This window comes from Marinomonas hwangdonensis (assembly GCF_003721245.1).
Taxonomy (GTDB): Bacteria; Pseudomonadota; Gammaproteobacteria; order Pseudomonadales; family Marinomonadaceae; genus Marinomonas; species Marinomonas hwangdonensis.
Genome location: NZ_RIZG01000001.1, coordinates 346,733 through 360,393 on the forward strand (window position 1 = coordinate 346,733; position 13,661 = coordinate 360,393).

Genomic DNA, 13,661 nt, shown 5'->3' on the forward strand with positions numbered 1-13,661 from the left:
CCGATTTTTGCACAAATACCGATAAGGACTTAGCACCCCATGAGTAAACGTCAAAACAACCGTGAAGAGGTCTTCGTTAAAATACTGGATGCAGCGGAAATTGAGTTTGGTTTAAAAGGTTACAACGGTGCCAGCTTGCAGCATATAGCCGAGCGCGCTGGGTTACCTAAGCCCAATATCATTTATTACTTTCAGTCGAAAGAGAATCTGTATAAACAGGTGCTTGATCAGACACTCATGGGTTGGAATGATCTGTTTGATAAAGCGACCTTGGACGATGACCCTGCGCATGTGTTGGACAGCTTTATTCGCGTTAAGCTAAAACAGAGTTTTGAAAAGGGTAGGACGTCCCGTCTGTTTGCCATGGAGGTGATTGGTGGGGCATTGCACATTGGTGACTACTTGAAAGAAGAGCTGAGACCTTGGTTTATGTCTCGTGTGGCCTTACTGCAGGGTTGGATGGATGCGGGTAAAATGCGTCAATGCGATCCGGCTAGTGTTATCTTTATGATTTGGGCGACCACACAACATTATGCCGATTTTGAAGCTCAAGTCTTGGCACTCAATGGCATAGATACCTTGAGTGACGATGACTTAAAGCGAGTGGGCGATACGGTCAGTGCCATTATCTTAGCCGGTTGCGGTTTACGTCTTAGCGACGCTCATTAAACTTTTTTATTGAGCGTCTTCTCTTAACTGATGAATATGTTGTACCAAAGCTCGTAGCTTGGCGGGCTTTGCAGGTTTTGCCATGTAGGTAACCTGGTTTTCCTTGCACAGAGCAACCAACTCTGGATCACGCAATGCCGTGATCAAGACCGCAGGGATGGTTTTCCCTGCACGCTCCCTCAGCGCTTTAATCAAAGACAAGCCGTCTTTGTTGCCGTCAAGGTTGTAATCGACCAAAAGCAGCTCCGCTTCCCCTTCGGCCTCAATAGCCTGACTGTATCGATTAAAGGTACGACAGTCGCATTGCCAATGGGTGAGTAAGGTGTGCATGGCGGTCAGGTTATTCTTCTCATCGTCGATGCACCAGACGTAACAATGGGCCAGTTTATTCTGGAATGGCCTGTTAACGCTTGGGGCTTGAATATCGCTCACTTGGTTGCCCTGCGCTAAAGGAATACCAATGCTAAAACAGCTGCCTTTTCCTGGCACTGAATGGATCTTTGTTGCCAGTCCCAGTTGTTTTTGCATCCGTCGAACCAGCCCTAATCCCAACCCCATGCCGGGCTCTTGCGTATTTTCCCAGCGGTAAAAATCGTCAAAAATTTTCTTCTGCTCAGTGAGAGGGATGCCGACTCCCGTATCCCACACTTGTAAATACACAGTACCAAGGCGTGGCCTGACACTTAACAGTACGCGACCTTCTTGCGTGTATTTCACTGCATTAGAAACAAAGTTTTGAATAATACGACGCAAATAAATGGGGTCTGTATGTACTCTAAATGGGCGCAGGTGAGTGGTTAAGCGAATCTGTTTGCTTTCTGCGATGACGCCGAACTCAGCCACAATCGGTGCCAGAATGTCTTGCAGGTTACAGTCAACTAGCTTGGGCTGTATAGCACCTTGGTCTAATCGAGCAATCTCAAGCAAGGTCGATATAAGCGCCTCAGTAGATTCAAGGGAATCAGAAAGCTGTGCAATCACTTGATTGGTATTATCCGATAGCTCGGTTGACTGAAGTATGCCCATGTATAGCTTAGCGGCGTTTAATGGTTGCAATATATCATGGCTGGCCAGCGCTAAAAATTCGGTTTTTGATGCATTGGCCTGTTCCGCTTCAGCTTTCGCGCTGATCAGGGCTTTTTCGGCTTGATTGCGGCGTTCAATTTCCTGCATCAATTCGTTGTTGACGCCCTGAACCTCTTCGGTGCGTGCTTCGACGCGTTTCTCCAAATCTATGTTAGCTTCTTTTAAGGCTTGTTGACTCTCAATGTGCTCAGTGACATCGGTGAAACTGGTGACAAATCCCCCATCAGGCAAGGGATTGCCGACCATTTCAATGACACGCCCACTGGCTCGACGACGTAAAAAACGGTGGGTTGTGCCTTTTCTTAGATGCTCCAAACGTTTATTGACCAGCTCTTCAATATCGCCCACACCGCATTCACCCCGTTCTGCATTGAAGCGGATCAGCTTTTCAACAGGTAAGCCAACTTCGAGCATGCCCTCGGGATAAGGGTACAGAGACAGGTAGGTTTTATTCCACGCCACAATTCGAAGTTCTTTGTCTACCACACTGATGCCTTGGTCTAGGTTATCCATAGAGACAAACAGTAAATTTTGGCTGAACTGGATGGCTTGCGTGGTTTCATCCAAGTAGGTCACCATTTCTTCCACTTTGATTTTTTTATCAATCAAGATGGAGTTAATGATGGTGCGAGCAGATGACCCACCGAGTACTCCGCCTAAAATACGTTCGCAATAGTCGACAAAAAGACGATTAGGGGAGGCATTAGCCGAGATGGTCTGGCTGTAATCTTGCTCAAAACTGAGTAACACTTGCTGACATTTTTGTTTGCCTAAAAAGGTTTCCAAAAGCACACAAAAGTCGCCATTAGTGGCTTTACTCTTTGGTTTGAAAAAGCCTTTTTCTAGCTCTGTAGTTGGGCTGACAAAAGCCGTTGCTTGAATTCGATCTATTAAACGCTCGGTGGCTAGCAATGATCCGACAACATATCCCACAATGTTGGCTAATAAACTGATAAACGCCCCATAGCTGATGAGTTCAGAGCGTGATTGTGCACTGTATGATGACCAATCCATGTTGCCGGTGAGTGCCAACATCATCATTAGTATCCAAGATAAAAACCCTAATGTTAAGCCAGCGTATACTCCGTGGGCATGCGCTCGCTTCCAGTAGAGACCACCAAACACCGCCGGCATCAGCTGTAAAACCAATGAAAAAGCCAAAAGGCCTGTGCCTGCTAGGGATTCATTGTTGGCCATTTTTTGATAGTACAAATAGGACAATACTAGAATGCCCACCATGGCGAAACGTCGAATAATTAAAATACGGCGTCGATAAAGTGGCAGAGCTTGTTTTTGTGCACTGGCGCGCGCCAACATCAGTGGCAGAATAACGTCATTGCTGATCATGATGCTTAAAGCAAAGGTCGCGATAATAATCATCGCCGTGGTGGCTGACATGCCGCCGAGAAAAATAAGGATTTGTAAGGGCAAGTTATCTGACACCAAAGCAAACTGAATTACGTAAGTGTCAGGGTTGACGTCGGCTGAAAACAAGGCTTGTCCGGCAATCGCAATAGGGGGAATAATGACGGCGAAAATCAATAGATATAAGGGAAATAGCCATCGAGCTGTGTTGGATTGACGATTGTTTTGATGGTCGACAACCGTAACGTGGAATTGACGGGGTAAACAAATGACTGCTGCTGCAGACATAAAGGTTTGCATTAAAAAAGAAAAAGACAAAAGCTGCTCGGATTCCCAAACAGAAAAATCGACATTTTTACTAAGCTCGTCGGGGCTTAGTCCTTGAGTCATCATAATAGCCACAACACCCACTGCCACAATAGCAATCAATTTGAACAAGGACTCTGCTCCGATGGCCAGCATCATGCCAGAGCGGTATTCAGTGACTTCCACTTTTCGGGTACCAAACAACATAGCGAAGACACCCATTAAAATCGTGGCAATAAAGACCACTAAGCTGGTGGATGATTCGTCTTGATTCACAAACAGGGCAAAATTTGAACCGATCGCTTTGAGCTGCAAGGCGATATAGGGGATCACCGCTAACATGCTAATCAGTATCACGAGTGGTGCTGTCATTGGGCGCTTGCCATAGCGTGAAGAGATAAAATCGGCCACAGAAGTGATGTTCTGTTTGTGGCTAACGGTGATCATTTTGCGTAATAAAGGAAAGGCAAACAAGTATAAAAGAATCGGACCCAAGAGAATGGGTAGGTAGCTCCAACCAGAGCGAGATGCCTCGCCTATCGAGCCATAAAACGTCCACGCGGTACAATAAATGGCCAAAGATAAGCTGTAAGTAAAAGGATGGCGAGTCAATTTTTTCGCCGTTGAGCCTTCTTTATCGCCCCAAATAGCGATCCAAAATAATCCTAGAACATAAAGAATCGCTAATAAAACCCAGAAAACCGTCATGTGTACACTACCTAATCCTAGACTGATGCGTCGCGTTTGTGTGCGTCCTTTGTAGCATCAACTAAATGTAACACAGACCTTTTCACAATCCTCTACGACTTAGGTAGGGCAGGGTGTTGTCTAGGTGCATTTTGCTCCCACACAGTGGAAAACTTGAACAAAAAACAACCTGAAGCAGATTTATTTTGCGTTAATCCGAGATTATCCCTTTAAAAATCGTCGAACGTACCAAACTTCTTGGTTAACACGGTAGTTATTGCGCTTATGGGACGTTATCATAATGCCGCGAATTATCGTTGTGGGTTCGTGTTTTGGCGGTGTAGCGCTATTGTTGGACTGTAAGGTTTGATTGTATCAAACGCTCGTTCCCTTATTATTTTTTTATCTACTCATTAGGAGAATACAATGCAAATTACAGAAAACACCGTTGTGAGCATGCACTACACCCTGACAGATGAACAAGGTCAGGAGCTGGATTCATCCATTGGTCAAGAGCCTTTAGTGTTTTTAAGCGGTGCTCAAAATATCATTGATGGCTTGGACAAAGCTCTTCAAGGTAAAGCAGCGGGTGACAAAGTTACTGTGTCAGTTGCACCTGAAGACGGTTACGGTGCCGTTCATGAAGAACTGATTCAAAAAGTGCCAGCCGAAAACTTCCAAGGCGTTGATGAAATCGCTGTGGGTATGCAGTTCATGGCACAGACTCCTGGTGGTCAACAAGCGGTTACCGTTATTGGTGTGGAAGACGATGGCATCATGCTAGATGGCAACCACCCACTGGCGGGCAAAACGTTGAATTTTGATGTTGAAATCGTTGATGTTCGTATTGCCCTAGCAGAAGAGCTAGAGCACGGTCACGTTCACGGCGCGGGCGGTCATCACCACTAAGACACCGAAAGACTGAACGTCTGGAAAATGAACACTTAGAAAATGAATATCTAAAAACGGTCCTTGGAAACAAGGGCCGTTTTTTATTACATAACATAAAGCAGAAAGTGGTTTAGCACACCCGTTTCATAAGGCAGTGCTTGATGCCGTCTTCAAGGTAAGGGTCGGAGGCGACGTTAAAACCATGGGACTCATAGACATGCTTAAGGTGAAACTGTGCGCCAATTTGGATGTTTGTATCCGGCCAGAGAGCGAGCGTTTCTTGGATGGCTTTATTGATGAGAGCGTGGCCTATTTTTTCTTTTCTGTATTTCGGCGAGACCACCACGCGACCAATACTCGTGTGGTCTTCGTAGCTGACGTTCTTTGCTAATAAGCGTGCATAGGCCACCATGGTGTTATCACGTACTGCAAACAAATGGCGTGTGTCTGGTAAGGTGTCTAATCCGTCCAATTCTGGATAAGGGCAATTTTGTTCCACCACAAAGACATCACAGCGAAGTTTTAGTAAGTCATAAAGTGTATGAGGTGACAGTTCTTCAAAGCGCTGACAGTGCCAGATCATGGTGCCTACCTATGGTATGTAAGACGTTAAGCAAAACGCTGTTCGAGATAGCGAATAATATCAGAGGACTCATACAGCCATTCCACCTTGCCGTTTTCTTCAATACGTAAACAAGGCACTTTAACTTTACCGCCGCCTTGCAACAAATCGTCACGATGCGACGAGCCTTCAGATGCGCTGCGTTTTTCGATAGGCAGATTCAGTTTGTACATAGCTCTGCGGGTTTTGATGCAAAAAGGGCAGGCGAAAAATTGGTAAAGAGACAAGTTTTCTGCGTCTTGATTGACCTGCTGTTGCTTTTCCGGAGTTCGTTTTAATTGACTACCACGAGTGAGTACATCGATTGTGGCAATAAGGAGGCCTAAGAGGTTGCGGATCAGTTTGATAAAAAAATTCATAGCAGAGATAGACTCAATGATTAAAGGGCGAGCCGTTCGGGAGAACAGGACTAATGACCATATTCTAACGTGATTCAGGCCAGTATTTAAGTAAATTCCCCCCATCTCCTAGATTAGTAAGCATGAAGTGGGCTGCCGTGCTCTTTTGCCGTGTCTAAACGAATGTAAGATTTAGTGCTGATGACGTCTGCATGTGCATACAGCTGCTTCACCACCAGATCGGTGAATTGAGACATGTCTTTGGCGCAGATTTCGACAATAAGGTCGACGTCGCCCGTGACACCATGCACGTTAATAGCGGCACTTTGTTGTGTCAAAAAGGCCATCACTCTGTCACGGGCTTGGGCCGTTTCTTTGCTGACGGTGACTAATGTCCACGCCACAATGCTGTAGCCTAACTTCTGATAGTCGATCTTTGCCTGATAACCTCGAATGACGCCGATATCTTCTAGTTGGCGCAGTCGTCTTAAGCATTGTGATTGTGATAAATTAATGGTTTCTGCAAGCTGGGTGTTACTCATGCGTCCATCTTGCTCTAAAGCTTGTATTATTTTGTAATCGATGCGATCTAAGGCGATTTCTTTCATATAGCGCTCTAATTAAACAAATATCTTGCATAACGGTAGCGATTCTACATTTAAATAGCAAACAACTTGCATGACTTATTCTCTATACTTCGGGTTAGTTCGCTTGCGTTTGACAAGCGCTACCATGCATTTCTGAAGGAGATTAAGGTTATGGCAGCTAAGCTAGATTTGGCGTTTGTTCGTTCTCATTTTCCGGCTTTTAAAGAGCCGTCTTTATTTGGGCAGGCGTTTTTTGATAATGCGGGCGGATCTTATGCTTGCCAATCGGTCATTGACCACCTTGATCAATATTATCGAGAGACCAAGCTGCAACCTTATCACCTTCATCCTGCGTCACAAAAAGCGGGCGCGCAAATGGACTTATCCCATGAAAGATTGGCCTCCTATTTAAATGTCGACGCCAGTGAGGTGCACTTAGGACCTTCTTCTTCTCAAAATACCTATGTTTTGGCGCAGGCGTTTGGCAAAGTGCTGGTGGTAGGTGATGAAATCATTGTGACCAATCAAGATCACGAAGCCAACATTGGTGTTTGGCGAGCGTTAGAAAAGAAAGGCCTTGTGATCAAAGAGTGGCAGGTGGACCCAGCTACTGGGTCATTGCACTTAGATGATCTGAAAGGTCTGTTTTCAAAGCGTACTAAACTTTTGGTGTTTACTCATTGTTCAAACGTCGTTGCTGAGATTAACCCTGTGGCAGAGATTTGTCAGTTGGCTCGCGCAGCGAACGTAGCGACGGTGGTGGATGGGGTTTCTTATGCAGGACATGGTTTACCTGATGTGAATGCATTAGGCGCCGATATCTATTTACTTTCCCTTTATAAAGCCTATGGCCCGCATTTAGGAGTGATGGTTATTCGCCATGCCATGGCAGAAACACTCGGTAATCAGAGCCACTATTTCAATAACGCGTATCGCCATAAATGGTTTGTGCCAGCCGGCCCAGATCATGCTCAGGTGGCCGCGAGCCGTGGTGTGCTGGATTACTTTGACGCCTTGCACGATCATCATTTCGCCCCAACGACGTCGGCACAGGAAAAATCGCAGCGAGTCCGTCGTTTAATGCTGGATGCAGAGCAGGCGCTGTTAAGTCGACTGATTGAGTTTGTGGATCAGCATCCAAAACTGCGATTAATTGGTCCAAACGATGCAACGAAGCGCGCTGCAACCGTTTCGATTATTCCACAAGGGCAGACACCTCAAGAACTGGCAAAAAAATTAGTCGAGCAGGGGATCATTTGTGGAGCGGGGCATTTTTACGCAGTGCGTTTGCTAGAAGCCATGGGAATTGACCCGAATACAGGGGTACTGCGTCTTTCTTTTGTTCATTACACTCAAGCGGAAGAAATAGATCAGCTCATCGCTGCGTTAGAAAAAGCGCTTGCATAACAAAGCAAAAAGGCAGATTAGAAATCTGCCTTTTTTGTGTTCACACCTTGTCATGACAAACCGCGTTCAATAGCGGGTCAGTGTCTTCAAGTGGGTACCATGTCGTAGGTTGAGGCTCTGAGCTAGGTGACGCGGTTGCTGATTGAATAAAGTCGGTTCTTGCACCACGAGCACAGTCAACAATTTGTGGCACACGTTTCGCCATGTGACGACGCTCAAAGAAATATAAGTCTACTAGCACGAGATTTGGGTCTATTTTGTTTTTTGCAGAGTTGGCGACATCCGCCGCCATAAAACGCAAGGTTTGCGGAAAAACATAGCTCCATGGGCGCCATGGGGCTTCTTCTTGAACCGTTTTGACTACGACAACCCCTTCTGGCAATAGGCTGGTTTGGTGATCGAACCAATCGTATTCTCCTTGTATTTGAAAACCCAACATAGCGATACCAGCAAAGGCCGGAACCAGCCATTTTGGCGCCATTTGCCGTGTAAGTTTTCTTATCAGTAACGCAATACCCGCGCCGCCAATACCAGCAAAAATAGTGGCAATAAGTTCCCAAAACATAAGCGTTCTCTTTTTTGATTTTTTATGGAGTCTTATTATAAAGAAATCGAGCCTTACAAAGAAGCAAGGCTCGATTATTAGGACGTGCTTTTGTTAAACCTTAGTGGTCAACAGCTCCGCCAGCACCTTGTGGGTAGCGAACGCTTTCAACCAAGTCTTGGATTTCTTTTGGTGGCGGAGGCGTCATAGACGACACAGTAAATGCCACGGCAAAGTTAATCATCGCACCAACCGCACCGAAAGAAAGTGGGGAGATACCAAACAACCAGTTATCAGGTGTATTGGCTAAGTTTGCTGTACCAGGAATGAAGAACCAGCCTAAGAATACAAAGATGTACACCAAGGTAGAAATCAGACCAGCCAACATACCAGCAATAGCGCCTGTGCTGTTAACACGCTTAGAGAAGATACCCATCATCAACGCAGGGAAGATAGAGGCGGCAGCAATACCAAACGCGAGCGCCACTACTTGGGCCGCAAAGCCGGGTGGATTCATCCCCAGATAAGTCGCCACTACGATAGCAACAAACATGGATATCCTTGCCACTTTGAGTTCGTCTTTATCGCTTATATTGGGATTAATGGAGCCTTTTATTAAGTCATGACTGATGGCAGAGGAAATAGCCAATAATAACCCCGCTGCGGTCGATAGAGCAGCAGCAAGACCACCCGCTGCGATTAGACCAATAACCCAACCTGGAAGATTCGCAATTTCAGGGTTAGCCAACACAAGGATATCTCGGTTAACGACTAGCTCATTGCCTTCCCAGCCACGAGCAGCTGCTTCGTCTTGGAATGCAGGTACGTCGTTGTAAAACTGTACTCTGCCGTCACCGTTTTTGTCTTCAAACTTGATTAAGCCTGTTGTTTCCCATGTTTGCACCCAATCAGGACGCTCCGCGTATTCTATTGGTTGCTCAGTCGGGCCTGAAGGATAGATAGTAGTTAATAGATTCAAACGCGCCATTGAAGCAACAGCAGGTGCTGTTAGGTACAACAAAGCGATAAATACTAGTGCCCAACCAGCAGACCAACGTGCATCGGCTACTTTAGGAACAGTGAAGAAACGAATAATAACGTGTGGTAGACCTGCTGTACCTATCATTAATGATAACGTAAACAGCACCATGTTAAGTTTGTTTTCAACGTCAGCGGTGTAATCTCTAAAGCCCAGCTCGCGAACCACTTCGTCTAATTTTTGCAGTAGTGGTAAGCCAGATTCAGTATGGGTAGAGAAAAGTCCGATGGCAGGAATAAACGTATCTGTTAATTGCAAGGAGATAAACACAGCAGGAATCGTATAAGCGATAATCAATACAACGTACTGAGCAACCTGTGTGTAAGTGATGCCTTTCATACCGCCTAATACAGCGTAGAAAAATACCACAACAGCAGCAATTATAAGCCCCGTATTATTATCTACTTCAAGGAAGCGCGAAAACGCCACCCCAGCCCCTGTCATTTGTCCGATAACATAAGTTACCGATGCTATGATCAAACAGGCAACCGCAACCAAACGTGCTGTTGTACTGTAAAAGCGATCACCAATGAAGTCAGGCACAGTGAACTTACCAAACTTACGTAGGTAAGGAGCCAACAGCATAGCAAGCAATACATAACCACCAGTCCAACCCATAAGGAAGGTCGAGTTAGCGTAACCGCCGGCAGCGATCAGACCAGCCATGGAAATAAAGGAGGCCGCCGACATCCAATCTGCCGCCGTAGCCATACCGTTTAACACAGGGTGGACTCCACCGCCCGCCACATAGAATTCTTTTGTTGACCCGGCGCGAGCCCAAATTGCAATACCGAAGTAGAGCGCAAAGGAACCACCGACAAACAACAAGTTGATAGTAAACTGATCCATGCGACTTACTCCTCGAGGCCAAATTCTTCATCTAGCTTGTTCATTCTCCAAGCATAGAAAAAGGTTAAAAAGAGGAAAACAAGAATAGAGCCTTGCTGGGCGAACCAGAAACCCAAATCTGTTCCTCCAATATGTATGCCGGAAAGCATGGGGCGAAGTAGAATGGCGCAGCCATAAGAGGCCAGAGCCCAAATCACTAGGCTACCTAAGATGAGCCTGAGGTTGGCTTGCCAGTATTTTTCTGCATTAGTATTATGATCTGACACGGTAGATCTCCTTATAATTATTTTTATACGCCCTGTTAATTTAGCAGGGGGAGGCCGAATAAGAAGTCAGACTTTAGTCGCATAATGTGCATTTAATGTAAAAAAAACTGACACTTTTCCTAGGTGAAGAACACAAGTGGAAAATCAGCGTGATATTTTATGGTGAAATGTTGTGAACCTTGCGATTATTAGCCTGGTAGCGACAAACGTATCCGTCTAAAACAGCCAAATGCAGGAGACAATGGGTGATTCAAGCAATTTATGTGTCGAAAAAATCCAAGCAAGCGCAAATCGGTATTGATGCGGTGAAAGTAGACGCAGGGAAAGGCATTGTTGGCGATAGATACTATGGTAAAAAAGGCAGCGACGGTCCTAATATTACTTTTATAGAGAGCGAAGCCATTGCGGCGTTTAACGCGAATTTTGGTCAAAGTATTAGCTTGTCCGCCACTCGAAGAAATATTGTTACCCAAGGTGTTCGCCTCAACCAATTGGTGGGGCAGGAATTTTCCATTGGTGATGTGCGCTTTTATGGTGTGGAATTGTGCGAACCCTGTGGTTCATTAGGGAAATCCTTGGCCAATGATTCAATTTCGGCGCCGCAAGTCGTTAGGGCTTGGTTACATCGCAGCGGTTTGAGAGCCAATGTCTTGAGCACTGGCATATTACGCACGGGAATGCAGTTTAATTTGATTCAGAACACAAGCAAATAGCCTTGCTCTGAATCCTTTTGTTCGATGTTTCTCTGACGTTTTTAAACAATATCCTCTGCCAACACAAAGCGTTTAATGTCGTTAAATTCTTTATTAAATGGTTGCGGCTGCGGTGTGTATTTTCCAGCCAAACAGTTTTGAACAATGGTTTCTGCTTGCGTTAGATAACTGCGTTTATCTTCTGTCGAGCTTGCATTGTGTTCTGTTGTTGATGGGCGTTGCCACAGCAAATCGGCCAGTGACTTAGGTGTGTTGGATTGTCCTTGGAAACGCCACAAATCGGCCGTTTGATCATAAGCGTAATAGGGTAATAACTTGATGCCGTGTTTGGCAACAAAATCAATGGCTTGTAAAATAAACATGGCTTCATCATCGCCTAAGAAATAATTCAAATTGAAGCGAACCCAACCTGGTTTAACCAGTTTTTCGCCTTTTTTCAGGGCTTCTTGAATGCGTTTTGATTCCCTTGTGTCTATGCCCAAAAGCTGGTGTCCATAGGGGCCCGCGCAGGAGCAACCGCCTCGTACTTGAATACCAAACAGGTCATTTAACATGGCGGTGACAAAACCATGATGTAAGTAGCCAAAGTCGGTCTTGATGCGAAACGCGGTAATCGACAAACGGGCGGCATCAGCATGACCTAATCGCTCAATGTTGGGGTGATTGTGCCAATGTTTATCAATCTGTTGTACTAGCTCGTGTTCACGGGCCTCAATGACGTTTTCTCCCACAGCTTGTTTGAGCTGAAACACTAAACCAGCGCGAATCGATTCGACAATACCGGGCGTACCTCCTTCTTCTCGACGAACGCCAACGGGCAAAAAGGTGTGGTCCTCCGGTGTAACAAAAGACACGGTGCCGCCGCCAATAAGACTGGGTTTTTGGTTAGTTATTATGGCTTTTTTGACCACCAGAATCCCCGGAGTCCCTGGACCACCAATGAACTTATGGGTTGAGAAAAACAGTGCGTCTTTGGCCAGTATTTTGTCTGCGTTTGGATTCATATCTAAGGCTACATAAGGTGCGGCCGCGGCAAAGTCCCAAAAAGCGAGGGCGTTGTAGCGATGTAGCAAGGCGGTAATGGCATCCTGATCGCATAAAATTCCTGTGACATTGGATGTGGCGCTGAAACTACCGATAAGGCGCTTATTTTGTTTTGCCTGTAATTGCTCTTCTAAGGAGATTAAACAAACGCCGCCGTCTTTAGATTCTGGGATTCTGATTACTTCAATGCCCAGCTCTCGCCACGGTAATTCGTTGGAGTGATGTTCATAAGGACCAATAAAAATACAGACGTGTGCTTTTTCAGATTCATTCAATTGGCGCAAGCCTAATTGGCTAATTAAGGCATTAATCGCGCTGGTGGCGCCACTGCCACAAAATATCACCAAGTCTTCGGTTGAGGCGTTAACGGCTTGTTGAATGTGTTGACGAGCTTGCTCGCGAAAGGCGGTGGTTTGTTGGCCTGTGGCATTGGCTTCGGTGTGCGTATTGGCGTACAGCGGTAAGACATGTTGACGAATGGCGTCTTCGATAAAGTCCAGACTGCGACCAGAGGCGGTATAGTCAGCGTAAGTTAAGGTTCTTGCGCCAAATGGGGTATGAATTTGTGTATTTTTGCCGATGATGCCGTCACGAATGCGGGCAAGCAAAGCCTCTTTATTGGAATGGCTTGTGATACTTTGCGCTCGTGCTCTTTGATGTGAAATATTTTCTGCGGCAGCAACGGACATGTTTCTTTCCTCATTTGGCTTGCCGCATAAATAAACCTGTTGATTCATCACTTATTCTTCATGACGGGCAAGGGCAACTGAGTTGTCCACTTGATCTGCTCCATGGCGAAATTGGAAGTCACGTCGGTTAATGCGGTGGCACTGATTAATCGTTTATAAAATTTGTCGTAGGCTGGAATGTCTTTGACCAGCACACGAAGTAAGTAATCGTATTCCCCTGCCATGCGGTAAAACTCCACCACTTCAGGGAATTCCGCCACCACGCGAGCAAACTCATCGGCCCAGTTAACATCATGCTGATTGGTTTTGACTTGAACAAAAACCGATACGCCAAGGCCAAGTTTGTCCGCGTCTAATAGGGCGACACGGCGCATGATATATCCTGCGTTTTCCAGCTTTTGCACCCGTCGCCAACAAGGGGTTTTAGACAACCCTACTTGCTGTGCCATGGCTTCGGTAGAAATACTATCATCACTTTGAATTAAGGCAAGTAGTTGCAAATCTATCTCATCTAAGTGCATTTTGTTCTCTTTTTTATCAATTAATTGGAAATATATTT

At 45.7% G+C, this 13,661-nt stretch carries 13 protein-coding genes; 4 read left to right on the plus strand and 9 right to left on the minus strand.

The window, feature by feature from the left end:
- Nucleotides 1–39 precede the first annotated feature (39 nt).
- On the plus strand, nucleotides 40–669 hold the full coding sequence (locus tag EBI00_RS01635) for a TetR family transcriptional regulator C-terminal domain-containing protein (protein WP_123094175.1): 630 nt from the start codon (nucleotides 40–42) through the stop codon (nucleotides 667–669).
- Between the two features lie 6 nt (nucleotides 670–675).
- On the opposite strand, the gene EBI00_RS01640 is transcribed toward EBI00_RS01635, so the two are convergent.
- Nucleotides 676–4,134 (minus strand): PAS domain-containing hybrid sensor histidine kinase/response regulator, encoded by a 3,459-nt coding sequence (locus EBI00_RS01640; RefSeq protein ID WP_123094176.1) that lies wholly within the window; start codon nucleotides 4,132–4,134, stop codon nucleotides 676–678.
- Nucleotides 4,135–4,539: 405 nt separating this feature from the next.
- Here EBI00_RS01640 and EBI00_RS01645 point away from each other — a divergent pair, with 405 nt between their 5' ends.
- Nucleotides 4,540–5,022 (plus strand): FKBP-type peptidyl-prolyl cis-trans isomerase, encoded by a 483-nt coding sequence (locus EBI00_RS01645; protein WP_123094177.1) that lies wholly within the window; start codon nucleotides 4,540–4,542, stop codon nucleotides 5,020–5,022.
- A 112-nt stretch (nucleotides 5,023–5,134) separates the two neighbouring features.
- On the opposite strand, the gene EBI00_RS01650 is transcribed toward EBI00_RS01645, so the two are convergent.
- From EBI00_RS01650 to EBI00_RS01660, 3 genes are all read right to left on the minus strand, one after another.
- Nucleotides 5,135–5,587: a GNAT family N-acetyltransferase gene (locus EBI00_RS01650; protein WP_123094178.1), complete on the minus strand. Its 453-nt coding sequence runs from the start codon at nucleotides 5,585–5,587 to the stop codon at nucleotides 5,135–5,137.
- A gap of 26 nt (nucleotides 5,588–5,613) precedes the next feature.
- Entirely contained in the window at nucleotides 5,614–5,985 is a 372-nt protein-coding gene (locus EBI00_RS01655; RefSeq protein WP_123094179.1) for a glutathione S-transferase N-terminal domain-containing protein, read from the minus strand.
- 113 nt (nucleotides 5,986–6,098) lie between these two features.
- Nucleotides 6,099–6,572 (minus strand): Lrp/AsnC family transcriptional regulator, encoded by a 474-nt coding sequence (locus EBI00_RS01660; RefSeq protein ID WP_123094180.1) that lies wholly within the window; start codon nucleotides 6,570–6,572, stop codon nucleotides 6,099–6,101.
- 150 nt (nucleotides 6,573–6,722) lie between these two features.
- Between EBI00_RS01660 and EBI00_RS01665 the strand changes: the two genes are divergently transcribed.
- A complete protein-coding gene (locus tag EBI00_RS01665) occupies nucleotides 6,723–7,958 on the plus strand; it encodes an aminotransferase class V-fold PLP-dependent enzyme (RefSeq protein ID WP_123094181.1) in 1,236 nt (411 codons plus the stop codon).
- 40 nt (nucleotides 7,959–7,998) lie between these two features.
- Here EBI00_RS01665 and EBI00_RS01670 read toward each other — a convergent pair whose 3' ends face one another.
- The 3 genes from EBI00_RS01670 to EBI00_RS01680 form a co-directional block, all read right to left on the minus strand.
- On the minus strand, nucleotides 7,999–8,523 hold the full coding sequence (locus EBI00_RS01670) for a hypothetical protein (protein WP_123094182.1): 525 nt from the start codon (nucleotides 8,521–8,523) through the stop codon (nucleotides 7,999–8,001).
- A 100-nt stretch (nucleotides 8,524–8,623) separates the two neighbouring features.
- The gene (locus EBI00_RS01675) at nucleotides 8,624–10,390 is read right to left on the minus strand and encodes a sodium:solute symporter family protein (RefSeq protein ID WP_123094183.1); all 1,767 of its coding nucleotides are present in this window, start codon (nucleotides 10,388–10,390) and stop codon (nucleotides 8,624–8,626) included.
- Between the two features lie 5 nt (nucleotides 10,391–10,395).
- Nucleotides 10,396–10,656: a DUF4212 domain-containing protein gene (locus tag EBI00_RS01680; RefSeq protein WP_123094184.1), complete on the minus strand. Its 261-nt coding sequence runs from the start codon at nucleotides 10,654–10,656 to the stop codon at nucleotides 10,396–10,398.
- 245 nt (nucleotides 10,657–10,901) lie between these two features.
- On the opposite strand from EBI00_RS01680, the gene EBI00_RS01685 reads away from it, so the two are divergent.
- A complete protein-coding gene (locus EBI00_RS01685; RefSeq protein WP_123094185.1) occupies nucleotides 10,902–11,369 on the plus strand; it encodes an MOSC domain-containing protein in 468 nt (155 codons plus the stop codon).
- Between the two features lie 41 nt (nucleotides 11,370–11,410).
- Here the strand turns inward: EBI00_RS01685 and EBI00_RS01690 are convergent, their stop codons facing one another.
- Together EBI00_RS01690 and EBI00_RS01695 are read right to left on the minus strand one after the other, a co-directional pair.
- Entirely contained in the window at nucleotides 11,411–13,150 is a 1,740-nt protein-coding gene (locus tag EBI00_RS01690; protein WP_241556919.1) for an aminotransferase class V-fold PLP-dependent enzyme, read from the minus strand.
- Nucleotides 13,150–13,623, minus strand: a complete 474-nt coding sequence (locus EBI00_RS01695) for an Lrp/AsnC family transcriptional regulator (protein ID WP_123094186.1) — start codon at nucleotides 13,621–13,623, stop codon at nucleotides 13,150–13,152. Before EBI00_RS01695 ends, EBI00_RS01690 begins: the two co-directional genes overlap by 1 nt.
- Nucleotides 13,624–13,661 lie beyond the last annotated feature (38 nt).